Genomic DNA, 21,495 nt, shown 5'->3' on the forward strand with positions numbered 1-21,495 from the left:
GGCAAGTGAAGGCGCCCGAACCCAGAGAGGCGACGGAAGACGGGCGCATCGCCGACAACATCGTCTATTTCGCCCGCACCTTGCGCAAATCCGGCATGCGGGTCGGGCCGGCTTCGGTCAAGGATGCGATCGAGGCGGTGCTGGCAGCCGGCATCGGTTCGCGCGACGATTTCTACTGGACGCTGCATGCCGTGCTGGTGTCGCGGCACGAGGATCACCCTGTTTTCGACGAAGCCTTCCGGCTGTTCTGGAAATCGCGCGAGCTGATCGAGAAACTTCTGGCGATGTTCTCGCCGGTGGCGCCCGACACCAGGGAGAAGCAAAAGCCGCGCGCGGCAGAAAACCGCGTCAGCCAGGCCATGTTCGAAGGCCACGAGAAGAATCGGCCGGTCAGGGAAATCCCGGAGATTGAAGTCGACGCCCGGCTAACCTTCTCTGGGAATGAAGTGCTGCGCGGCAAGGACTTTGCCCAGATGAATGCCGACGAGATGGCAGACGCCAAGAAGGCGATTGCCCGGCTGCAGCTGCCGTTCGACATGGTCCGTACCCGACGCTTCAAGGCAGACCTGCATGGCCGCCGTATCGATCCACGCGCCATGATGCGCTCGGCCGCGCGCACCGGCGGCGAACTGATCCTGCCGAAATTCCGCTCAGCCCGCGAAGTGCATCCGCCGCTGGTGGTTCTCGCCGATATCTCCGGTTCGATGAGCCAGTACACGCGCATCTTCCTGCACTTTCTGCATGCGCTGACCGAAAAACGGCGGCGCGTGCACACCTTCGTCTTCGGCACGCGGCTGACCAATCTCACGCGGCAGATGCGCCATCGCGACCCCGATGCCGCCCTTGCCGACTGCTCGGCGGCGGTGAAGGACTGGTCGGGCGGCACCCGCATCGGCGATACGCTGGCGGAGTTCAACAAGCACTGGTCACGCCGCGTGCTCGGGCAGGGTGCGGTGGTGCTGCTGATCACCGACGGGCTGGAGCGCGACGATGTCGCCGGCCTGTCGGAGGAGATGGATCGCCTGCACAAATCCTGCCGGCGGCTGATCTGGCTGAATCCCCTATTGCGCTTCGACGGTTTCGAGGCCCGCGCCCGCGGCGTCAGAGCGATGCTGCCTCATGTCGACGAGTTCCGCTCGGTACACAATCTCGATGCGCTGGCCGACCTCTGCGCCTCGCTGGACAAGAAATCCGCCGCTTCGGTCGATCCGCGTCGCTGGCTGGACGCTGGTGTCAGGCGCGCCGCATAGCCATATTGGATTCCGAAAACAGGCTCCCAGAGAAAACAGACTTTGAGGCAAGCGATCATGGACAACAGCATCTATCTCGATGAGGCCCGCGACCCCTTGATCATCGCGGAAGGTTGGATGAAGGACGGCAAGGATGTTGCCATCGCCACTGTGGTCGAGACCTGGGGTTCGGCGCCGAGGCCGGTCGGCAGTCATCTGGTCATCGACGCCGAAGGCAATTTCCACGGCTCGGTCTCGGGCGGCTGCGTCGAGGGCGCCGTGGTAAGCGAGGCGATCGACGTCATCGATAGCGGCAAGGCCAAAATGCTGGAGTTCGGCGTTGCCGACGAAACCGCCTGGCAGGTCGGCCTGTCCTGCGGCGGCCGCATCAAGGTCTATGTGGAGCGGCTTGGTTAGGCATGGATCCCTACGCTCTCAAAACGCTCAATGCCGAACGCCGGGCCCGCCGCGCCGCGATCCTGGTCACCGATCTCGGCGACGGCCGCGACCGCATCGTGCGCGAAGGCGACCAGGTTGCCGGCGATCTCGGGCAAGCGATCGCCAAGGCATTTCGCACCGGCAATTCCGGTTCGGTCGAGGCTGAAGGGCGCACCTTCTTCCTCAACGCGCATTTGCCGCAGCCGCGCCTGGTGGTAGTCGGCGCCGTCCATATCAGTCAGGCGCTGGCGCCGATGGCCAGGATCGCCGGCTATCCCCTGGAGATCGTCGATCCGCGCACCGCCTTCGCCACCCCGGACCGTTTTCCCGATGTAGCACTCCATGCCGAATGGCCGGAGGATGTGCTGAAACGCCAGCCGCTCGACAGCTATACGGCGCTCGCCGCCGTAACCCATGATCCGAAGATCGACGATTTCGCACTGAAGGCCGCGCTCGACGCCAACTGTTTCTATGTCGGCGCACTCGGCAGCCGCAAAACACACGCCAGGCGCGTCGAGCGCCTGCTGGCGCTCGGCGCCAGCGCCGACCAGATCGCCCGCATCCACGCACCGATCGGTATCGACATTGGCGCGGCGAGCCCGGCCGAGATCGCCGTCGCCATCCTCGCGCAGACGATCCACGCCTTTCGCTCGCGCGGGCTGGAATCGAAAGGCGCTGCGGCGTGAGATTCGGTCCGGTTCCAATCGACAAGGCGCAAGGCGCGGTGCTGGCGCATGCCACGACGGCGGGCGAGCGGCGTTTCCGCAAGGCGCACAGGCTGAGCACGCAGGACGTGGCGGTGCTGAAGGCGGCCGGCATTACCGAGATCGTCGTGGCGGTGCTTGCCGCCGATGACCTCAGCGAGGATGCGGCGGCCGAAAAGATTGCTGCCAGCATGGCCCACCGCAACATAGAGGCAAAACCGGCCGCGACCGGCCGCGTCAACCTCCATGCCAAGGCCGCCGGTCTCTTCACCGTCGATGCCGCCATGATCGACGCCATCAATGCGGTCGACCCGACCATCACCATCGCCACGCTGGCGCAGCACGCGCCGGTTGAGCAGGGCCAGATGGTGGCGACGGTCAAGATCATCCCGTTCGCCGTTGCCTCGGCCCTTGTCGATGCGGTGACAAAGATCTGCGCCGGCGGCGAGATCTTCGCCGTCAACGCCTACCATCCGGTGCGCATCGGCGTCATCCAGACGGTGCTGCCCGGCATCAAGGCGAGCGTGCTCGACAAGACGCTACGCGTCACCGAAGCGCGGCTGGCACGCTCCGGCGGCCGGCTGACGACGGAGCGCCGCACGCCGCACGAAATTGCGCCCGTCGCCGAGGCCGCCGCCGCGCTGGCGCGCGACAACGACATGGTGGTGATCTTCGGCGCCTCGGCGATGAGCGATTTCAACGATGTCGTTCCGGCGGCGATCGAGGCAGCAGGTGGCACGGTGATCCGCGCGGGCATGCCCGTCGATCCCGGCAATCTGCTGGTGCTGGGCACGCTCGACGGCAAGCGCGTCATCGGCGCGCCCGGTTGCGCCCGCAGCCCCAAGGAGAACGGTTTCGATTGGGTGCTCGACAGGCTGATCGCCGGTCTCGACGTCACCGCCAAGGACATCGCCGGCATGGGCGTTGGCGGCCTCTTGATGGAAATCCCGACCCGGCCGCAGCCGCGCGAGCCGCTGCCGGCGAGAGCCGGGCTGAAGGTCGAGATCGTGCTTCTGGCCGCCGGTCGCTCCAGCCGCATGGGCGGGCCGAACAAGCTTCTGGCGCTGTTCGACGGCAAACCGCTGGTGCGCCGGACAGTCGAGCGCGCACTGGCCTCGAAGGCAACCAGCACCGTTGTCGTCACCGGCCACCAGCGTGAGCGGGTGCACCAAGCCTTGACCGGCCTCGACGTGATCTTCGCCGACAATCCGGATTTTGCCGACGGCCTTTCCTCGTCTCTAAAAGCCGGCATTGCCCGCGTTGGAGCCGAGGCGGCCGGCGCCATGATCGTCCTCGGCGACATGCCGGGTATCTCATCGGCCGATCTCGACCGGTTGATCGAGGCCTTCCGTAGGGACGGCGGCCGCTCAGTGGTGCGTGCCGCCCATGACGGCCGCCGCGGCAATCCGGTGCTGCTGCCACGCGCGCTGTTTGGAGGCATCGCTCACCTCGAGGGCGACACCGGCGCCCGCCATCTGGTCGAGGCTGAGGGACTGGATGTCATCGACGTCGAGATCGGCGACGGCGCGTCGATCGATGTCGACACCCGTGAAGCAATGGAAGGAGCCGGCGGCGTGCTGCAGGATTGATGAGAGATGATAACGTCTGCAGTCACATTTTTCAGGCTGTCGTTAACGGTCTGGTGGCTCGTTACGGTGGCTTTGGCCATTCTGTTGGCGAGGCGTGTTTGGAAAAGATTTAGATCGGAAAATTTAGACGCGAACAAAATGCCTTTTTCATCCGATGGATTTTTATTCGCGCCATGAGCACGGTAAAATCGCAAATGATCCGGGAAGAAATTTCGAAATTCTTTTCGACCGGAATTGGCCGTGTTCTGCTCTTCCTCTTCATCGTTCTGTCGGTGAACACGATGTTGCTGGGGTTATTGGCGGAAGACGATTTTGTAAAAATACGTGGTGAATTGGCTCCATGATTGTTCGTACTCTAGCCATTCTTGTGGCCTGTCTCTCAACCATCGCCCCGGCACGGGCAGACGAACTAAAACCCTACAAGGATGACCTCTTCGCCTATCCGGCGACGCTTTCGTCCACGGACAAAGGCGCCTACACCGTCATCGACTATCGCGAGATGCGCGACATCAACGACCGCGACGAAGTGCCGGAAAAGCGCGTGCAGGCTAGGTATACCGACACCGGCGTGCGCAAGGTGCAGCGGGATTTGATGCTGAAAACCGATGCCGGCGATGTCAGGCATGTCGCCGTCGGTAAGACCGAAGGCGCCGGCATCATCGTGCTTTACCTGCACGGGCAGGGCGGCAGCCGCAAGCAGGGCGTCGACGACTTCACCTTCGGCGGCAATTTCAACCGCATCAAGAACCTGATGGCCGGCAATGGCGGCCTCTATCTCTCACCCGATTTCACCGATTTCGGCGACAAGGGCGCGGCCCAGGTCGCGGCGCTGATCGGCCACTATGCCGAGGCCTCGCCGGACGCGAAAATCTTCGTCGCCTGCGGCTCGATGGGTGGTGCGCTGTGCTGGAAGCTGGCCGGCCGCAACGATACGGGACGGCGCATCAACGGGCTGCTGCTGCTCGGCTCGCTATGGGATGACAGTTTCCTGTCGAGCCCGGCCTACAGGCGCCATGTGCCGGTGTTCTTCGGCCAGGGCAGCAAGGACCCGGTCTTTCCCGTGGAGAAGCAGGAGGCCTTCTTCCGCTCCATCATTGCGAACTCGAAAGCCTATCCGACCCGGTTCGTCCGGTTCGAGACCGGCACCCATGGCACGCCGATCCGCATGGTCGACTGGCGCCAAACGCTGAACTGGATGCTGTCCAAGGCGCCCTGAGGCATATCGCCCAGAGGTGCCCGTTGGTTTTGGCGATCATGGTTCGGCCGATATCCTCTTAGGTGTAGGCTGATATGATCCAACAGATCGGAAGCACAGCGATGGACGCCCACCCCTTCAAGATCCAAATTCCGAACGAACAACTTGAAGATCTCCAGCGCCGGCTTAGCGCAACACGATGGCCAATTCCGCTAAGCGAAGCGGGCTGGAACGATGGGGCCGAGCTGCCGTTCATCAAGCGCCTTGCGGATTACTGGCGAGACCGCTTCGACTGGAGAGTGCAAGAGGCGCGGCTGAACCGGCTGCCGCAGTATCTGACGAGGCTGAACAACCTAGACGTCCACTTTGTCCACCAGCCAGGCAACGGACCGGCGCCGCTGCCGCTGATCATAACGCATGGCTGGCCCGGCTCGTTCATCGAAATGGAACACGTCATTCCATTGCTGGCAGACCCAGCTGCCCATGGTGGTGACCCGGCCGACGCTTTCCACGTGGTAGTTCCCTCCTTGCCCGGATTCGGCTTTTCCCAGGCGCCGACGGAACCAGGCTTCCATTCCGGCCGCATCGCGGAGTTATGGGTACAGTTGATGCGCGGGCTCGGCTACGACCGCTTCGCTTCCCAAGGAGGTGACATCGGCGCGGGCGTTTCCGCCTGGATGGCACGGCTCCATTCCGAAAGCGTGCTTGGCGTCCACGTCAATTACATTCCCGGGAGCTATCGGCCACCCTTGGGTGCAGGTCTGCCACCTGTCACCGTTGAGGAGCAGGCCTTTCTGGAAAAGGCCGCGGCCTGGACGGCAACGGAGGGCGCCTATGCCCATCTGCAGGGCACAAAGCCTCAGACGCTTGCTTATGCTCTGACAGACTCGCCGATCGGTCTCGCAGCCTGGATGATCGAGAAGTTCCGTAGCTGGAGCGATTGCGACGGTGACGTGGAGCGCACCTTCGGCATGGACACGCTCCTTACGGATGTTTCGCTCTATTGGTTCAGCAACGCGCTCACCTCGTCCTTGCGGCTCTACAAGGAGAATCGACTGTTCCCTCTTGCGTTCGAGACGCTGGAACGCGTTTCGCCGCCATTTGGGGTAGCGCTTTTCCCTCGCGAGTTGCCGATGCCGCCTCGATCCTGGGTGGCGCGGGTCTTTGACGTTCAGCGATGGACATCGATGCCGCGAGGGGGCCATTTCGCTGCGCTGGAGGAACCGAGTCTTCTGGTCGAGGACATTCGCGCCTTCTTCCGGCCGATGCGTTCCCGCCTGAAACGAGAAGGCGAATGTGAAGGACTGCTTGAGCGCGGCGGTTCCTGATAAGATCCCTACGGCGCGGTGTTGTAGTCGACCACCGTCTGCGGGTTCTCCTCGCCATCGTAAGACGCGTCCACATCATATTGGACGAGGGAAAAATCGCCGTTACGGAACAGGTATATCCCCTTGTCCGAGGCGTCGCCGATGCCGCGCCATTTGTTGAACGTGGTCAGCGTCTTGGCGTCTTCGTCATATTCGGAATTGGCCGCCCAGCCGGATGTGCGGAAGCCGATGATATCCATGCCCAGCAGTTTGCCGTCGCTGTCATTGTTCTCGTAACGGATATCCATTTCGGGCTCGGTGAACTGCAACTGCCGCACGCCCGATACTTCGTCGGTCATGTAGTAGACCGAACTTGCGTTATAGGCTGCCGCTTGGCAGTAGAACTCGAAAAGCCGCGTTTCCTTGTCGGGATCGCTGGCAGCCGCTTCCTTTGCCTTGTATTTGATCGAAAAGATGTTCGGCTCCTCGCCGAGAAATTGCTTGTCACACTGATCGCCATAATCGGCGGCGAACAGTTTCTTCACCTGCTCGAGTGCGGTGTCCTTCTTCGGCGGCGGCGGCCCGTCACCACAGCTTGGCGGCAGCGCCTCCTCGAAATCGGCCTTGGACGGCTTCAGCGCGCCCTTGTCGATAAAGATCGGGCGGAATGGCGGGGCCTGGATCTGAGCGCTGACCTGGCGCAGCGTGTAGCAGCCGGCGAAGACCGCTTCATTGCCGTTCTTGTCGGTGGCGCGGATGGCGACCGGAACGCTGTAATAGATGCTGCCGGCTGCGCCCTCGTCGGAAACAGCACCGGTTTCGACGTCGACCCTGCCGGTGCCGTCATAGCCCTTGACGAAGGTATCGAAATCCTTTGCCGGCTTGGTATCGCCGTAGTAAGCCCAGGCGCGGGCGAATTCGTGCCGGTTGATGGCGCTGTAGAGCGAGCGGATGACGGCTGCGGCATCCGACCTGTCATCGACGTAAGGGGCTTGGTCATCGGCTGCCGGTTCATCGTCGGCGAACACAGCCTGGCCGGATGCGGCAAGGGAGCAAAAGGCGGCCGCTGCCAGAAAGACGCGTCTCATCGGAGAATCTCCACCACGAAAGGAGCCTATCATAGAGATTGCGGCGACGTGGTGACGCTTGAAGAATCGCCCGGGAAGGCGCTACGTCCCGCGGTCGGCGCTTCAGCCGCAATGGAGATTTGACGTGACACTATCGATGTATGAAGCCTCGGTGCCGGTGTTTTCGGCCAGGCTGAAGGCGCTGTCCGGCGTGCTGTCGGCCGCCGAACAGAATGCAACTGAACGCAAGATCGACCCGCAGGTGTTTTTGACCGCGAGGCTGGCGCCCGACATGTACGCACTGGTCAGGCAGGTGCAGGTTGCCACCGACCACGCCAAGGGCGCGCCATCACGGCTGGCCCGTCGCGAAGTGCCGAAATACGAAGACAATGAAGCGACCTTCGCCGAGTTGCAGGCGCGCCTGACCAAGACGCTCGATCTGCTGGCGTCATTCTCAGCCGCCGAATTCGAGGGTTCGGATGAAAGGGTGGTCGAACTGAAGTTTGGCCAGCGCGAAGCCTCGATGCCAGGCATGCAGTATCTGCTGCATGTCGCCATGCCCAACTTCTATTTCCACGTGACCACCGCCTACGACATCCTGCGCCACAATGGCGTGCCGCTGACCAAGGGCGCCTATCTCGGTAATCGTTGACGAATTGCGCGTTGCGAGGTTTCCCGGCCGCTGCCGGGAAACCTCGTATGACGCTGGTTCAGCGCCAAGGCTTACTCAACGCAGTGACATTTCGCGCGCGATGCGTGGGAAATCGGCCGGCTTGACGCCGATGTCGGCGCGGTCGGCATTGCTCATCGAGTGCAGCAGTGCCAGGGCGGAACGATAACGCTGATGCTCCTGCGGACGCGGACGGGCAAACATTTCAGTGAAGAATCCCATGATTCGGCCCCTTGTTGATCCTCCACGGCGCCGAGTATAGGAAAATTGTGAAGATTGTGCAGTGCAGCATTTGCATGGCAGCCATGCCAAGCGATTTTTTTTCGGCACAATTGCCGCGTGCGCTGAAACTTGTGGCGCATCCCCACCGTATGCATAGACGCTGGCACATGGCCGGCTTTTCCTCGCCACTCCTGGCGAATTTCCGGACTGCATGCAAATGCAGTCCGGCTTTTTGTTGGGTCTTGCGCATCGCCAACCGGGCCCGCCCAAACCTCGCAAACGCCTAAACTGGTTAAGATCAGCGGCATTCATTTTTAACGAGCCGGTTCTATGCTGCGACCGGCTCTGTTCGCACGCTTAAACGAGGGGGAGGCTGACATCGGCGCCAAGCGGGATTTCGCTTCCTTGCTCGACGATCTGTTCGTTGCCTCCGACAAGGATGAGGCGGCGGAAGAGACGAGCGCCCGGCCGTCGATCCCGTTCGACTATCTCTCCGTGGCCGACGAGCTTCATTCCGGCCGCATCAAGGTCTCGGGCGAAACATTCGCCGCCGAATACCGCGAGGCGGGAGCCGATCTGGCCGCAGAATTCGCGGCCCTTCTCGATCATGCCAAGCTGGCGCTGGCCGGCGAAGAGGCAAAGCCCGAGGAAAAGCTGCCGCCGATCGACCCTGACGCGATCGCCGTCGAGCTCGGCCTCGATCATCCCGTCAAGAACGCCGATCTCGGCCGCATGCGCCGCAGCTTCGCCTTCGCCAACCACCCCGACCGCGTCGCGCCGCATCTGCGCCAGCGCGCCATGATCCGCATGCAGGTGGCCAATATGCTGATCGATGAGGCCAAGCGGCGCGCGCTGGCCGGCGTCCGGCGCTGACTTTTCCAGGGTTCACGCAAAAGTCGGGTTCCCTGAGGGTTGGAGAGCGGCGCCGCTTTCCCTATACATGCGGCTTCCTTCCCGCGCTGTCCGCGCAAACCTCCCGCCGGAGAAACCCCATGCACAAACGCCGTCTCGGTCGGACCGATCTTCTTGTTACCCAGATCTGCCTGGGGTCGATGACCTGGGGCGAGCAGAACACCGAGGCCGAAGGCCATGCGCAGATGGATCTGGCCTTTGAGCGCGGTGTGAATTTCATCGACACCGCCGAGCTCTACCCGATCCCGCCCAAAGAGGAGACTCAAGGACGGACGGAGAAGTTCATCGGCAGCTGGATGAAGGCCAACGGCAACCGCGACAAGGTCATCCTGGCCTCGAAAGTGGTCGGCCGCACCGCCAACAGCTGGTTCCGCGGCGGCCGTCCGTCGAAGCTGGTGCGCGCCGACATCTTTGACGCCATCGACAAATCGCTGGCCAAGCTCGGCACCGACTATCTTGATCTCTATCAGATCCATTGGCCGGAACGTGACATTCCCTGGGGCGCCAATCCGACCCGCGTGGGTGCTGTGCCGCGCCGTGCCGACGCCGTTGGCGCGCCGGCCGGCGAGACGCCGATCGCCGAGACACTCGCCGTCTTCGAGGAGCTGGTGAAGGCGGGAAAGATCCGCCATCTCGGCCTGTCGAACGAGAACTCCTGGGGCGTCATGCGCTTCATTGCCGAGGCCGACAAGGGCGTCGGCCCGCGCATCGTTTCGCTGCAGAACGCCTACAATCTGGTCAACCGCACCTTTGAGGTGAACCTGGCCGAAGTCTGCGACCGCGAAGAGGTTGGCTTTCTCGCCTATTCGCCGCTGGCGCAAGGCTATCTCACCGGCAAATACGACCATGGCGCGCGACCGCAAGGCTCGCGCTCGCAGCTGTTCAACCGCGGCCAGCGCTACGAGACGCCGAATTCCGCGGAAGCGCAGCTGGCATACAACGAACTGGCGCGCTCCTTCGGCCTTGAACCTGCGCTGTTTGCCAACGCCTATGTCGCCAGCCGGCCGTTCGTCACCTCCAGCATCATCGGCGCGACGACGATTGCCCAGCTTGAGATGGCGCTGTCGTCAGCCGACGTGACCTGGACCGACGAGATGCAGAAGGGCGTGGATGCGATCCACCAGCGCGTCGGCAATCCGTGCCCATAAGCAGACTGTTTGGCCGGGATTGCCGAGCAAAGACAAGGGGAAGGGGACAGCCATGGATTTTCCGATCGAGACCGTCAGGGGAAAATTTCCGGCGCTGGACCTGACCGACAAGGGCCGCCGGCGCATCTATCTCGACAATCCGGCCGGCACCCAGGTGCCGCAAGCGGTTGCCGACGCGGTGGCGCGCTGCCTCCTCACCACCAACGCCAATCTCGGCGGCTATTTCGAAACCACGCGTGCCGCGCAAAAGGTGTTCGACGACGCCCATGCGGCGATGGCCGATTTCCTGGGTGCAGCGAGCGCGGAGGAAATAATCATCGGCGCCAACATGACGACGCTGACCTATCACATGTCGCGCACGCTCGGCCGCGGCTTCAAGCCGGGCGACGAGATCATCGTCACCCGCATGGATCATGAGGGCAACGTCTCGCCCTGGCTGCAGCTGGCCGAAGATCTTGGCCTCGTCGTGCGCTTCCTGCCCTTCGACGAAAAGAGCTGGCAGGTCGAGGAGGCGGCGCTCAGCGCCCTGCTCACCGACAAGACTCGGCTCGTGGCGCTGAACTATGCCTCGAACCTCACCGGCTCGATCAATCGGGTGAAAGCGCTGACGGCCATCGCCAAACAGGCCGGCGCGGTGGTCTATGTCGACGCCGTGCAGTTCGCGCCGCATGGGCTGGTCGACGTGCAGGACCTCGGCTGCGACTTCCTGATCTGCTCGGCCTACAAATTCTTCGGCCCGCATATGGGCATATTGTGGGGACGCCGCGACATCATCGATGCGCTGCAACCCTACAAATGCCGTTGCTCTTCCAATGGCCTGCCGGAGCGCTTCGAACTCGGTACGCCGCAGATCGAACTGATGGCCGGACTTACCGCAGCGGTCGATTACTTCGCCGAACTCGGTGCCGCGGCCGGCGAGGGCGGTTCGCGAAGGCAAAAGATCGCAAAGGCATACGAAGTGTCGATCGCCTACGAAAACCCGCTGGCGCTGAGGCTGATCGATGGGCTGTCCGCCATTGAGGGCCTGACCATCCGCGGCATCACAGATCAGAAGCGTGTCATTGAGCGCGTGCCGACCGTGTCCTTCACCGTCGACGGCATCGTGCCAGAGACGATCGTGCGGCAGATGAATGCCGAGAACATTTTTCTATGGTCGGGTCACAACTACGCCTGGGAGATCGTCCACCATCTCGGCATTCCGGCCGAGCAGGGAGTCGTGCGCATCGGTATTGCGCACTACAACACGGCGGCAGAGATCGACGAGACGTTGGAAAGCGTGCACCGGGTGATCGCCATGCTGAGGCAGCAGCGCTAGTCAGCTATCGCTGTTTGCCGCCGAAACCGGTGAGGAACGCCGTGAGATTGTCGCCGAGCGCGTCGCAGAGATAGCCGCCTTCCTGGACGATAACCGTCGGCAGGCCAAGCTTGGCAATTGCCTCGCCGATCCGCGAGAAACCGGGCGTGGTCACCGAAAGCCCGCCGAACGGATCGCCCTCGAACGCATCGAGACCGAGCGCCACGACCAGCGCGTCCGGCGAAAAGGCGCGGATACGCTGGAACGCCACTTCGAGGGCCTCCAGAAACGCCGCGTCGGCTGATTTGCGCGGCAATGGCAGGTTGAAATTATAGCCGAGGCCCGGACCTTCGCCGCGCTCATCGGCATGGCCCCAGAAGAACGGATAGAAGCGCACCGGATCGGCGTGCAGCGACACCGTCAGGACGTCGGAACGCGTATAAAAGATGCCTTGCGTGCCGTTGCCGTGATGCAGGTCGACATCGAGGATCACCACCCGCGCTGCCTGCTTGCGCAACACCTGGGCCGCGACCGCTGAATTGTTGATGAAGCAGAAGCCGCCGGCGACATCGGCAAAGGCATGATGGCCGGGCGGCCGGCAGAGCGCATAAGCGGCAGGCGCGCCCGATATCACCGCTTCGGCTGCCTCGACTGCACTCCAGGCGCTCCACAGCGCGCTGTGCCAGGTTTCGGCCGAGATCGGGCAAGCGGTGTCGGCCATGTGGTAGCCGGCCTGGCCGACCGCCGAGGCCGGATAGGACCCTGTGCGGGCCAGTGGATGGATGTTGGGGATGACTTCCGCGGATGCGCCCTCGATGCGCTGCCAGCGCGCAAAAATGTGTTCGAGGAAGGCGAGATACTCCGGCGTATGCACGGCCGCCACCGGGCCTAGGCCATGTTCCCTGGGCCGCTCGATCATCAATCCGGCGGATTTTGCGCCGGCTAACAATCGCTCTACCCGCTCCGGCTGTTCGGGATTGGGCTGCGGCGCACCGCTGGACAGAAAGGCCTTCGGGTCGTGGCGTTTCTGCTCCTCGGCAAAGAAGGCTTTCATTCCGCGTCCCCATTCTGCGCTGCATCGGCAAAGGCGAAAAAGGCATCACCGACGATCTTCTGCGTCTGCTCGTAGCTCGACCAGGCGATACCCAGCCGCTCATAAAAAGCCTTGGCGCCGTCATTATCGGTATCGACGGACAGCCTGAGATAGGCGCCGCCATCCCGGCGGCAGTCGCGCGCGACCCGGCGCAGCAGTCTTTCGCCGATCTTGCGGCCGCGAAACCGGTCCTCGACATAGAGGTCCTGGATATAGACGCCGGGCCGCCCCATCCATGTCGAGAAGATCGGGAAATGCAGGCAGAGCCCCGCAAAATCGCCGCCGATCTGGGCGATCAGGGTGGAGAAGGCGGGTTTGTCGCCAAAGCCGTAGCGGCGGAGATCGTCGGCAGTGGACGTGATCTCCTGATGCGCGCCGATATGGGTGCCGAGCTTGAGCAGCGCGGCATGGATGGTGTCGACGTCGTCGATGGTGCCGGGGCGGAGGGTGACTGTACTCACGATAGGCAAGGCGCCCAGGCACCCCCCTCTGTCCTGCCGGACATCTCCCCCTTAAGGGGGGAGATTGGACGTCGCCACGGCCTTCGCAAACTTCCAACGTTGCAGGATGGACGGCAGCGCAGAAACTGCTGATCTCCCCCCTTGAGGGGGAGATGTACGGCAGGACAGAGAGGGGTGCGACTGAGCGCCGCCATCTCAATCATCTCAAAACGCCACCCTATCGCCACCCTTCAGCGCCAGCATCTCGCGCGCCTCGGTCGGCGTTGCGACTTCCAGCGACAACCCGTCGAGAATGGCGCGTATCCTGCGCACCTGATCGGCATTGGATTTCGCCAATTGCCGTCCATCGTAGAGACTGTCCTCCAGCCCGACGCGGACATTGCCGCCCATCGCCGCCGCGATCGAGATCAGGGGCATCTGATGGCGGCCGGCGGCGAGCACCGAGAACTGGTAGCTGTCGCCGAACAGCTTGTCGGCGATGCGCTTCATATGGATGAGATTGTCGGGATCGGCGCCGATGCCGCCGAGAATGCCGAGCACGAACTGGATGAACAGCGGCCCCGAGACCAGCCCACGGTCGCGAAAATGCGCCAGCGAATAGAGATGGCCGACATCGTAGCATTCGAACTCAAAGCGCGTGCCGCAGCCCTTGCCGAGCTTTTCGAGCACGCCTTCCATATCGGCAAAGGTGTTCTTGAAGATGGTGTCGCGCGTGGCTTCGAGCAGCTTTGGTTCCCACTCGTGCTGCCACTCCCTTGGCTTGTCGAGCATCGGGAACAGCGCGAAATTCATCGAGCCCATGTTGAGCGAGCACATTTCCGGCTCGGCCCGCAGTGGTGCCGCCAGCCGCTGGTCGAGCGTCATCAGCGACGAACCGCCGGTGGTGATGTTGATCACCGCATCGGTCGCTTGCTTGATGCGCGGCAGGAACTGCATGAACACCTCAGGATCGGCGGTCGGCCGGCCGTCTTTGGGATCGCGGGCGTGGAGATGCAGGATTGAGGCGCCAGCCTCGGCCGCCGCGATGGCGTCGGTCGCGATCTGGTCCGGCGTCACCGGCAGATAGGGCGACATGGACGGGGTGTGCACCGAGCCAGTGACCGCGCAGGTGATGATGACTTTCCTCGGCGCCATTCTTTAGCCCTCAGCCTTCGACCGGCAGGTCGAGTTCGGCGGCCAGAACTTCCAGCGAATCGCCGATGATGGAAATGATCTCGCCGACCTCTTCAGCCGTGACGATCATCGGCGGCGCCACCATGAAATTGTCGCTGTCGACACCGCCCTTGACCCTGCGGCCGTAGATGATCAGCCCGCGCTCGTAGGCGAGGTCGAGCAGGCGCTGCGTGGCTTTCTTGCCCTGTTCGATCGGCCGTAGAGTTTCGGGATCGGCAACCATCTCGGCGCCGGTGAGCAGGCCTTTGCCTCGGACATCGGCGATGAACGGAAAACGCTTCGCCAGCCCTTTCAGCCCGTCCATCAGCACGTCGCCCATCGCGGCGGCATTGGCGATCAGGTCGAGGCGGTCCATCTCGCCGAGCACGGCGAGCCCGGCCGCGCAGGCGAGCGGATTGCCAGCATAGGTGTGGCCATGCTGGAAGCCGCCCGACGCCAGCAGCGGCTCGACCAGCCGCATCGGGGCGGCCAGCGCGCCGAGCGGCGCATAGCCGGAGCCAAGCCCCTTCGACAGCGCGACGATGTCGGGCTTGCAGTTCCAATGGTCGCCGCCAAGGAATTTTCCGGTGCGGCCGGCGCCGCTCATCACTTCATCATGGATGAGCAGGATGCCGTAGCGGTCGCAGATCTCGCGTATACGCGGATAATAGCTGTCCGGTGCGACGAGGGCCGAAGTCGCCGCACCGCCGATCGGCTCCATGATGAAGGCGAGCACGCTGTCCGGGCCCTCGGCCTGGATCTTCTCCTCCAGCATGTCGGCATAACGGACGCCGCGCTGCTCCATCGAAAGATTGTCGCGGTCGCGCCATGCCGTCGGCGCCGGCACGGTCGGCATCACCCGCATCATCGGTGTGAACGTTTCGGCCAGCGCATCGTCGCCGGTTATCGAAAGCGAACCCAGCGTGCCGCCATGATAGGAGGGAAAACGCGTGATAACCTTCCAGCGCTTCGGCTGGCCGGTCGCGACCGCCCATTGCCGCGCCAGCTTGATGCAGGATTCCGTCGCCTCCGAACCGCCGGAGACGAAGAAGATTCGGTCCATGCCCTCCGGCAGTTTGCCGGCGAGCTCCCGCGCCAGTTCTTCCGCCTGCTCGTTCTCGAAATGCAGCCGGTAGGCGAAGGTGGCGCGGTCCATCTGCCGCTTCATGGCGTCGAGCACGTTGCGGTTGGAATGGCCGATATTGGCGACCATCGGTCCGCTCGATCCGTCGATGAAGCGGCGGCCGTCCTGCGTCCACATATAAATGCCTTCGGCGCGGTCGATCAGCGGCCGGCGCAGGCTGGAGAGGTAGAACAGGTGCGAGGGCGCGCGCGTTTCTGAACCAGTTGATGAGGGCTTCTGCATGTCAGGACTTTCCGAGGTAGCGATCGATTACATTCCTGGTCACGCGCTCGACCATGGGATCCTGCCTGAGCAGGCCGGCGACCCATTCGCAGCTTCCGGCGTGGAAAACCTCGCCCTTGCCGCGCGGAAAATTGACGATCATGCCGTTGCCGCGTTTGACCTTTTCCAGATTGGCGTCGGTCGCCTCGCCAAACAGCGTTTCGGCCGTAAAGCGGCCATCCTCGTCGGTGAGAAACTGGTCCTCGATCGGGATATCGGCGCTTTCCTCGACCTGGCTCGCCATGCCGACGGCCAGCACCTGCAGCCCGTCAGGCGCACCGCTGTCCGGTGTCGGATAGGGCAGGCCGCCGCGGATCTCGAAATCGAGCCCGTCGACCTCATAGCCATAGACATGGCTGTCGGCGCCGAGCAGGTCGCCATAATAGATGCCGGTGCCGGCGAAGGCCCAGTGCTCGGGCCGATAGACCGGAAAGCCGCGCACGCCGCGCGGTGCGCATCCGCCCCAGCCGGCATAGACGCCGCGCGTCGCGTTGAGGCCGAAGGTCATTGCGCCGGGACGACCGATCTCAGGCGCTTCCCAGGAGTTGGTGGCCCGGGTGACGTCGCCGCTATAGGCCGGGTCTTCGGCCCGCGCCCGGTATTTGTAGCAGACCTGCCGGCGGCCTTCGTCCTCGAGCCTGGTCTGCCACATGAAATTGCCGGCAAAGCGAGCCGCATGACCGCCGCGCTCGACGTAGCTGTCGACGGCGTCCCGCATTTCCCAGGTCCAGTACTCGTCATGGCCGACGAAGACGACGCAGTCGTAGCCGTCGAGGATCTCGGGCGAGAAGTGCAAATCGTGCTGGCTGGCGAGATCGACGCCGTAGCCGGCGCGCTCGGCAAAGCGGAAGAAGTGGCTGTCATAGCTCGCCCAGCCGGAGGAGGTGTATTTCTTCGAATGTCCCGTGGCGTACGCCCATTCCATGTGCGGATAGCGCGGCACTGTTTTCGGCGGCACGGCAACCTCCAGCGGCACGCGCGGCGCGTCCTTGGGCAACACCACGAAGCCACGGCACCAAGGCCGCTGCGTCGACACCATGCGCGCATACTGGTCGCGGCCCGGGCCGGTGATGCCTTGATAGGCGTTGGAGCCGCCCCATGTGTTGTAGGACAGCCAGGTGCCGGTCGCCGCCACCTGCAGCACGCGACCGGGTTTTCTGCCGGGCAGGGGCGCGACGATGATGAGGTGATGGCAATGGATGGGCTCGCGCCCGTCCGCCGTCAGCGTCAGCCGATAGGCGCCGGATGGCCAATCCTTGCCGATGCGAAATTCGAAAGACGCCTCCCAGCCGCAGCCTTCGACCGAGCACTGGTCGGGCGTATCCTGCCAGCGCGCCGAAAGCCCCGTTTGCTCGAAGACCTTTGTCTCGCTGCCGCCGTCGCGGACAATGACAATGCTGAAGCGCGGCGCCGTCGAGCTGACATGCAGCGTCACGGTCTCGCCGGCGCGGTAGGAAAATCGATCAGAATAGCACCAGATCTCGCCCCGCTCGCCGTCCATTCCCGGCCATTCATAGTAATGGCCGCGCACTGCCTCGCGGCGCTGCTCGGGCGTCAGTCCGAAATCGGGAAATTCGGTCGGCAGTTGGGTCATGAACACCGGAAAAGTGACAGGCCGCCATTTCGGCCATCTGCCGGCCAAGCGTCAAATGGAAACGATCGGGCCAGCAATTGCATACGACACAATTGCTTGGCCGCTCTTGGCCGCACCTGGCAAACCGACTATCTCAGGCGAGGCGGCATTTTCCGCCTCGGGAGCCGGTATGCTGAGAGTGCAGAAGGTCAAGGTCGACGAAATCTACGTGCCGACGGCGCGCAAGAAGACGCTGCATCCCGAAACGGTCCGGCATCTGGCCGAAGACATACTGGAAAACGGCATGAAGACGCCGATCCAGGTTCGCCATGACGGCAAGCGCCACATCCTGGTCGAGGGCCTGCACCGGCTGGAAGCCGCCAAATGGCTCGGCGAGACCGAGATCGACGCCTATCTGGTGCAGGCCAAGCGCCACTGAGGCGCGCGACCGATCGACAACAGCCAAACCGGTCATTCTTCCGCGGATTTTTCGCAGGGCATGTCGGCACGCGGCGTGCTCGCTCGTCCTTGGGGGGAACCTGAGGAGACCGACATGTCCAGACGAATCTATTTCGCCATTCTTGCCTCGGTCGCTGCCTTGTTTGCAGCGCCCGGCCCAGCCAATGCAGAGGAGACCAAGCCCGCCATGACCACCGAGGCAACAGCCATGCCGAGGCCGGAAAAGTCCGGCTTGCTGCCGATCGACGGCCTGAATTACTACTATGCCGTCTATGGCAAGGGCGAACCGCTGCTTCTGCTGCATGGCGGCCTTGGCACGTCGGACATGTTCGCGCCGCTGCTGCCGAAGCTGGCGGAAAACCGCACCATCATTGCCGTCGACCTGCAGGGCCATGGCCGCACCGCGCTCGGCGAGCGACCCTTCAGCCTGGAGGGGATGGGCGACGACATGGCTGGTATCGTCAAGGCGCTCGGCTATGACAAGGTCGACGTGCTTGGCTATTCGCTGGGCGGCGGCGTCGCCTTCCGCATGGCCGTTCAGCATCCCGAGACGGTGCGCCGGCTGGTCCTGGTCTCGACCGGCTTCGCCGCCAATGGCTTCTATGACGAGATGCGCGGCCAGCAGGCGCAGGTGAGCGCGGCCGCCGCCGATTTCATGAAGGACACGCCGATGTACAAATCCTACGTCGCCGTCGCCCCACGTCCCGACGATTTCCCCAAACTGCTCGACGCGCTGGGCAATTTCATGCGCAAGGATTACGACTATTCCGCCGATGTGGCGAAGCTGAAGGTGCCAGTTATGCTGGCCTATGGCGACAGCGACATGTACAAGCCCGAGCACGAGATCAGGTTCTACCAGATGATCGGCGGCGGGCTGAAGGATGCCGGCTGGATGCGTGAGAACCTGTCGCAGAACCGGCTGGCCATCATTCCCAATCGCACCCACTACGACGTCTTCTTCGCACCGGAGCTGACGGCCGCGGCACTGCCCTTCCTCAATGGCGAAACCAAGGTGAAGACCTGGGACGAAGTCCTCAGCGAAACGAAATAGCTTGCCTGAGATACATGCCGGCCGTCTCGAAGAGGCGGCCGGCTTTTTTGTGCCTGCGAAACCACGAAGCCCTGGCGCAGCCATTAGTCCTATCGGCGCAATCGATGGCGCCATCAGGGCTTTTCAATTGACCGGAAGGTACCTGTCGATATCATCAAGAGACCTTCAGTGTGATGGGTTCGAATGATGACGAAATACCAGGGCGGATGCCATTGCGGGGCAGTGCGCTACGGCACCGAGGCGGCGCCGCTCAATCAGCGCGTCTGCCATTGCCGGCGCTGCCAGAAGGTGATCGGCGCGGCCTTCAACGCCCGCCTTTTGTTTCGCATCGACGATGTCACCGTCGAGGGAGAGGTGGCGACGGTCAACACCTCTCCGGACCTCAAGCGCGGCTTTTGCGCCGCTTGCGGCACCACGCTGTTTTCCCGACGCGACTCCGCCGGCATCGTCGGCATCACCACCGGCTCGCTCGACGATCCCTCGCTGTTCAAGCCGGAGATGCATATGTGGACCGCCTCGAAGCAGCCCTGGCTGCAGCTCGATGACGGCCTGCCGCACCATGAAGGCGCGCCGCCTCCGAACTGACGCCGGCCTTACCGGAAATTAATCCCGAAACCACGACATAGCCGGCAAAGCGTCATTGGCGGGCCATGATTGGCTGCCTATCTATCGTCTGCGGGCCGGTATCGAGGAGACGACCGATGAGCGACAGAATCAGCACCCTGGACGAGCTTTTGAGCGATCCGATGGTCCTCCTCGTCATGGAGCGTGACCGCGTGCGCCCCGAACAGGTTCGCCTGCTGCTCGAACGTGCCCGCCGCCCGGCGGCCGACGCCGTGCCACCGGCGCATGTGGTGGCGAAAAGCTGCATGCAGCAATGGCTGGGAAGGTAAGGGCTTCCCCTTCTCCCACAGGGGGAGAAGACAAGAGGGCCAATTCCTAACAACTTGATTCAAACTTTGTTGGTAATTTCTCGTTAGTAATCGAGGCCGGTTTGTCCGGCGGCGTCTGTTTGCCTTCGGTCTGTTGTGTTTTGCGTACAGGTCCAGATGCGGATTTCAGCCGTCGTCAGTTTCATGTTGGCATCGCTGTGGCTTGCCGGCTGTTCGTCCACAGCGGGCGTCGATGGCTTGCAACCGTCGAACGAGACGACCAGTTCGGTCGTGCGTCCGAGCGCGCCGGTCGCAGCGGCTCCGGCGGAGACCGCCGACCTCGCGCCGATGCGGTCCGACATGGTGGCCGACAACGCTGTGGCCGACAATGCGCCGCCCTTTTCCATGGTCGAGGAAGAAGAGGCCATCGTCGCGGGCACGCCGCAGGGGAGCACCAGACCACAGCTCGAGCCCGCCGCTCTGATGTCTGCGCCGAAGCGGTTGACGCGCGCGGCGCCGGCCATGCTGGCCTCGCCGGTCACCCGCTACGGTTTCCGCGACGCCAAGCCGATCAATTTCGGCAAGGCTTCGCCACGCTACCTTGCCGTCCACGGCGTCGACGTCTCGCGCTGGCAGGGCAATGTCAACTGGGGCAAGCTGCGTACCCAGGGCGCCAACTTCGCCTATATCAAGGCGACCGATGGCGGCGACCATCTCGACCCGATGTTCATGAAGAACTGGCGCAATGCCGACGCCGCCGGGCTGAAGCGCGGCGCCTATCATTTCTTCTACTGGTGCCGCACTGCGGGCGAGCAGGCCGACTGGTTCATCCGCAATGTGCCGAGGGTCGAAGGCGCGCTGCCACCGGTAATCGATGTCGAGTGGAACGGCGAATCTTCCTGCAAGCGGCGGCCGTCGCGGGCCACCGTGCTGGAAAAGATGAAGGTGTTCATGGACAAGCTGGAGCGCCATTACGGCCAGCGGCCCATCATCTACACCGCACCGGATTTCTATCGCGACAATCTCAAGGGTGCGTTTCTCGATTATCCGTTCTGGCTGCGCGCCGTGGCGCGGCATCCCTCAAAAGTCTATCCCGGCCGCAAATGGCTGTTCTGGCAGTACTCCGGCTCCGGCCTGTCGCACGGCGTGACCGGCCGCATCGACCTCAACGTCTTCCATGGCGACGAGCGCGCCTGGCGGGCATGGGCAGGCGGGCAGACGACCGTCGCCGACGCCGACTGAACGTCAGGCCGGTGCCGGTGCGCCTGCGCTGCCTGCCGCTGCGCCTTGGGTGAATTTTCAGCGTCTCGCTAACGATCCGCTCACTGTGTCCTTTAGCGGTATCGCAACAGCCTTCCGGTAACGTGCCCGTGATCGGGTTTCGGAGGGATCCATGCGCAATCCAGTTGTGGCTGTCGCACTTGCCGCCGCCGTCGGCTACGGGTTTTTCAGTTCGCTCGGCCACATGCCGGGCGGAAGTGGCGCTTCGCTGGCGGAGTCGAAGCAGAACGTCGTGTCCTATTCCACCGAGGACAAGGCGATGCAGGCCGCCAAGGACAGCGGCCGCTCGACCCTCAAGCGCTTCCACGAACTGATGGACGCCGGCACGCCGGGCACCTACACGGTAAAATTCCGCTGACCCAGAACGGCGCCA

The 21,495-nt window shown here is 63.2% G+C and carries 24 protein-coding genes; 17 read left to right on the forward strand and 7 right to left on the reverse strand.

The window, feature by feature from the left end:
• The first annotated feature begins 5 nt into the window (after positions 1-5).
• The 7 genes from NKJ80_RS20285 to NKJ80_RS20315 all read left to right on the forward strand — a co-directional run bounded on the left by NKJ80_RS20285 (position 6) and on the right by NKJ80_RS20315 (position 6,483).
• Positions 6-1,250 carry a vWA domain-containing protein gene (locus tag NKJ80_RS20285; protein WP_352498187.1) on the forward strand — a complete coding sequence of 415 codons (1,245 nt, stop codon included), beginning with the start codon at positions 6-8 and terminating at the stop codon, positions 1,248-1,250.
• 57 nt (positions 1,251-1,307) lie between these two features.
• Positions 1,308-1,646, forward strand: a complete 339-nt coding sequence (locus tag NKJ80_RS20290; RefSeq protein ID WP_023734542.1) for an XdhC family protein — start codon at positions 1,308-1,310, stop codon at positions 1,644-1,646.
• Between the two features lie 2 nt (positions 1,647-1,648).
• Positions 1,649-2,353, forward strand: coding sequence for an XdhC family protein (locus NKJ80_RS20295; RefSeq protein ID WP_023745984.1), 705 nt, complete (start codon positions 1,649-1,651; stop codon positions 2,351-2,353).
• Positions 2,350-3,960 (forward strand): NTP transferase domain-containing protein, encoded by a 1,611-nt coding sequence (locus NKJ80_RS20300; protein WP_352498188.1) that lies wholly within the window; start codon positions 2,350-2,352, stop codon positions 3,958-3,960. Before NKJ80_RS20295 ends, NKJ80_RS20300 begins: the two co-directional genes overlap by 4 nt.
• Before the next feature lie 173 nt (positions 3,961-4,133).
• Positions 4,134-4,304 (forward strand): hypothetical protein, encoded by a 171-nt coding sequence (locus NKJ80_RS20305; RefSeq protein ID WP_352498189.1) that lies wholly within the window; start codon positions 4,134-4,136, stop codon positions 4,302-4,304.
• A complete protein-coding gene (locus tag NKJ80_RS20310) occupies positions 4,301-5,176 on the forward strand; it encodes an alpha/beta hydrolase family protein (RefSeq protein WP_352498190.1) in 876 nt (291 codons plus the stop codon). The genes NKJ80_RS20305 and NKJ80_RS20310 overlap by 4 nt, the downstream gene beginning before the upstream one ends.
• Before the next feature lie 74 nt (positions 5,177-5,250).
• Positions 5,251-6,483 (forward strand): epoxide hydrolase family protein, encoded by a 1,233-nt coding sequence (locus NKJ80_RS20315; RefSeq protein ID WP_352498191.1) that lies wholly within the window; start codon positions 5,251-5,253, stop codon positions 6,481-6,483.
• A gap of 8 nt (positions 6,484-6,491) precedes the next feature.
• On the opposite strand, the gene NKJ80_RS20320 is transcribed toward NKJ80_RS20315, so the two are convergent.
• The gene (locus tag NKJ80_RS20320; RefSeq protein WP_352498192.1) at positions 6,492-7,550 is read right to left on the reverse strand and encodes a DUF1176 domain-containing protein; all 1,059 of its coding nucleotides are present in this window, start codon (positions 7,548-7,550) and stop codon (positions 6,492-6,494) included.
• Between the two features lie 124 nt (positions 7,551-7,674).
• On the opposite strand from NKJ80_RS20320, the gene NKJ80_RS20325 reads away from it, so the two are divergent.
• The gene (locus tag NKJ80_RS20325; protein ID WP_023690171.1) at positions 7,675-8,181 is read left to right on the forward strand and encodes a DUF1993 domain-containing protein; all 507 of its coding nucleotides are present in this window, start codon (positions 7,675-7,677) and stop codon (positions 8,179-8,181) included.
• 75 nt (positions 8,182-8,256) lie between these two features.
• On the opposite strand, the gene NKJ80_RS20330 is transcribed toward NKJ80_RS20325, so the two are convergent.
• Complete coding sequence (locus NKJ80_RS20330) at positions 8,257-8,421, reverse strand: hypothetical protein (RefSeq protein ID WP_023690170.1); 165 nt, start codon at positions 8,419-8,421, stop codon at positions 8,257-8,259.
• 330 nt (positions 8,422-8,751) lie between these two features.
• Here NKJ80_RS20330 and NKJ80_RS20335 point away from each other — a divergent pair, with 330 nt between their 5' ends.
• From NKJ80_RS20335 to NKJ80_RS20345, 3 genes are all read left to right on the forward strand, one after another.
• Complete coding sequence (locus NKJ80_RS20335; RefSeq protein WP_023706484.1) at positions 8,752-9,294, forward strand: hypothetical protein; 543 nt, start codon at positions 8,752-8,754, stop codon at positions 9,292-9,294.
• Positions 9,295-9,413: 119 nt separating this feature from the next.
• Positions 9,414-10,481 carry an aldo/keto reductase gene (locus NKJ80_RS20340; protein WP_352498193.1) on the forward strand — a complete coding sequence of 356 codons (1,068 nt, stop codon included), beginning with the start codon at positions 9,414-9,416 and terminating at the stop codon, positions 10,479-10,481.
• A 52-nt stretch (positions 10,482-10,533) separates the two neighbouring features.
• A complete protein-coding gene (locus NKJ80_RS20345) occupies positions 10,534-11,796 on the forward strand; it encodes a cysteine desulfurase-like protein (protein ID WP_352498194.1) in 1,263 nt (420 codons plus the stop codon).
• Positions 11,797-11,800: 4 nt separating this feature from the next.
• Here the strand turns inward: NKJ80_RS20345 and NKJ80_RS20350 are convergent, their stop codons facing one another.
• From NKJ80_RS20350 to NKJ80_RS20370, 5 genes are all read right to left on the reverse strand, one after another.
• Positions 11,801-12,829 carry a histone deacetylase family protein gene (locus tag NKJ80_RS20350; RefSeq protein WP_352498195.1) on the reverse strand — a complete coding sequence of 343 codons (1,029 nt, stop codon included), beginning with the start codon at positions 12,827-12,829 and terminating at the stop codon, positions 11,801-11,803.
• Entirely contained in the window at positions 12,826-13,329 is a 504-nt protein-coding gene (locus tag NKJ80_RS20355; RefSeq protein ID WP_027049504.1) for a GNAT family N-acetyltransferase, read from the reverse strand. Before NKJ80_RS20355 ends, NKJ80_RS20350 begins: the two co-directional genes overlap by 4 nt.
• Positions 13,330-13,533: 204 nt before the next feature.
• Positions 13,534-14,463 carry a 3,5-dioxohexanoate:acetyl-CoA acetone transferase gene (kce, locus tag NKJ80_RS20360; protein ID WP_023711469.1) on the reverse strand — a complete coding sequence of 310 codons (930 nt, stop codon included), beginning with the start codon at positions 14,461-14,463 and terminating at the stop codon, positions 13,534-13,536.
• A gap of 10 nt (positions 14,464-14,473) precedes the next feature.
• On the reverse strand, positions 14,474-15,847 hold the full coding sequence (locus NKJ80_RS20365) for an aminotransferase family protein (RefSeq protein WP_023684915.1): 1,374 nt from the start codon (positions 15,845-15,847) through the stop codon (positions 14,474-14,476).
• Between the two features lies 1 nt (position 15,848).
• On the reverse strand, positions 15,849-17,480 hold the full coding sequence (locus tag NKJ80_RS20370) for a N,N-dimethylformamidase beta subunit family domain-containing protein (protein ID WP_027049503.1): 1,632 nt from the start codon (positions 17,478-17,480) through the stop codon (positions 15,849-15,851).
• 169 nt (positions 17,481-17,649) lie between these two features.
• Here NKJ80_RS20370 and NKJ80_RS20375 point away from each other — a divergent pair, with 169 nt between their 5' ends.
• From NKJ80_RS20375 to NKJ80_RS20400, 6 genes are all read left to right on the forward strand, one after another.
• Entirely contained in the window at positions 17,650-17,898 is a 249-nt protein-coding gene (locus NKJ80_RS20375; protein WP_023669061.1) for a ParB N-terminal domain-containing protein, read from the forward strand.
• A 114-nt stretch (positions 17,899-18,012) separates the two neighbouring features.
• Complete coding sequence (locus NKJ80_RS20380; protein WP_352498196.1) at positions 18,013-18,969, forward strand: alpha/beta fold hydrolase; 957 nt, start codon at positions 18,013-18,015, stop codon at positions 18,967-18,969.
• Positions 18,970-19,155: 186 nt separating this feature from the next.
• Positions 19,156-19,554 (forward strand): GFA family protein, encoded by a 399-nt coding sequence (locus tag NKJ80_RS20385; RefSeq protein WP_023684918.1) that lies wholly within the window; start codon positions 19,156-19,158, stop codon positions 19,552-19,554.
• A 116-nt stretch (positions 19,555-19,670) separates the two neighbouring features.
• Positions 19,671-19,862, forward strand: coding sequence for a hypothetical protein (locus NKJ80_RS20390; protein ID WP_023669058.1), 192 nt, complete (start codon positions 19,671-19,673; stop codon positions 19,860-19,862).
• A gap of 156 nt (positions 19,863-20,018) precedes the next feature.
• A complete protein-coding gene (locus NKJ80_RS20395) occupies positions 20,019-21,083 on the forward strand; it encodes a glycoside hydrolase family 25 protein (RefSeq protein ID WP_023825095.1) in 1,065 nt (354 codons plus the stop codon).
• Between the two features lie 151 nt (positions 21,084-21,234).
• Positions 21,235-21,480 carry a hypothetical protein gene (locus NKJ80_RS20400; protein WP_352498197.1) on the forward strand — a complete coding sequence of 82 codons (246 nt, stop codon included), beginning with the start codon at positions 21,235-21,237 and terminating at the stop codon, positions 21,478-21,480.
• The last annotated feature ends 15 nt before the right edge of the window (positions 21,481-21,495 follow it).

The organism is Mesorhizobium sp. M0030, assembly GCF_040323695.1.
GTDB lineage: Bacteria > Pseudomonadota > Alphaproteobacteria > Rhizobiales > Rhizobiaceae > Mesorhizobium.

Excerpts from the sequence above, each read along its gene's own strand:
- NKJ80_RS20365 (WP_023684915.1), bottom strand. The coding sequence starts at position 15,847 with ATGCAGAAGCCCTCATCAACTGGTTCAGAAACGCGCGCGCCCTCGCAC.
- NKJ80_RS20395 (WP_023825095.1), top strand. The coding sequence starts at position 20,019 with ATGCGGATTTCAGCCGTCGTCAGTTTCATGTTGGCATCGCTGTGGCTT.
- NKJ80_RS20350 (WP_352498195.1), bottom strand. The coding sequence starts at position 12,829 with ATGAAAGCCTTCTTTGCCGAGGAGCAGAAACGCCACGACCCGAAGGCC.
- NKJ80_RS20330 (WP_023690170.1), bottom strand. The coding sequence starts at position 8,421 with ATGGGATTCTTCACTGAAATGTTTGCCCGTCCGCGTCCGCAGGAGCAT.
- NKJ80_RS20290 (WP_023734542.1), top strand. The coding sequence starts at position 1,308 with ATGGACAACAGCATCTATCTCGATGAGGCCCGCGACCCCTTGATCATC.
- NKJ80_RS20335 (WP_023706484.1), top strand. The coding sequence starts at position 8,752 with ATGCTGCGACCGGCTCTGTTCGCACGCTTAAACGAGGGGGAGGCTGAC.
- NKJ80_RS20320 (WP_352498192.1), bottom strand. The coding sequence starts at position 7,550 with ATGAGACGCGTCTTTCTGGCAGCGGCCGCCTTTTGCTCCCTTGCCGCA.
- NKJ80_RS20315 (WP_352498191.1), top strand. The coding sequence starts at position 5,251 with ATGATCCAACAGATCGGAAGCACAGCGATGGACGCCCACCCCTTCAAG.
- NKJ80_RS20390 (WP_023669058.1), top strand. The coding sequence starts at position 19,671 with ATGAGCGACAGAATCAGCACCCTGGACGAGCTTTTGAGCGATCCGATG.
- NKJ80_RS20305 (WP_352498189.1), top strand. The coding sequence starts at position 4,134 with ATGAGCACGGTAAAATCGCAAATGATCCGGGAAGAAATTTCGAAATTC.
- NKJ80_RS20340 (WP_352498193.1), top strand. The coding sequence starts at position 9,414 with ATGCACAAACGCCGTCTCGGTCGGACCGATCTTCTTGTTACCCAGATC.
- NKJ80_RS20380 (WP_352498196.1), top strand. The coding sequence starts at position 18,013 with ATGTCCAGACGAATCTATTTCGCCATTCTTGCCTCGGTCGCTGCCTTG.
- NKJ80_RS20345 (WP_352498194.1), top strand. The coding sequence starts at position 10,534 with ATGGATTTTCCGATCGAGACCGTCAGGGGAAAATTTCCGGCGCTGGAC.
- kce (WP_023711469.1), bottom strand. The coding sequence starts at position 14,463 with ATGGCGCCGAGGAAAGTCATCATCACCTGCGCGGTCACTGGCTCGGTG.
- NKJ80_RS20400 (WP_352498197.1), top strand. The coding sequence starts at position 21,235 with ATGCGCAATCCAGTTGTGGCTGTCGCACTTGCCGCCGCCGTCGGCTAC.
- NKJ80_RS20375 (WP_023669061.1), top strand. The coding sequence starts at position 17,650 with ATGCTGAGAGTGCAGAAGGTCAAGGTCGACGAAATCTACGTGCCGACG.
- NKJ80_RS20295 (WP_023745984.1), top strand. The coding sequence starts at position 1,649 with ATGGATCCCTACGCTCTCAAAACGCTCAATGCCGAACGCCGGGCCCGC.
- NKJ80_RS20385 (WP_023684918.1), top strand. The coding sequence starts at position 19,156 with ATGACGAAATACCAGGGCGGATGCCATTGCGGGGCAGTGCGCTACGGC.
- NKJ80_RS20370 (WP_027049503.1), bottom strand. The coding sequence starts at position 17,480 with ATGACCCAACTGCCGACCGAATTTCCCGATTTCGGACTGACGCCCGAG.
- NKJ80_RS20310 (WP_352498190.1), top strand. The coding sequence starts at position 4,301 with ATGATTGTTCGTACTCTAGCCATTCTTGTGGCCTGTCTCTCAACCATC.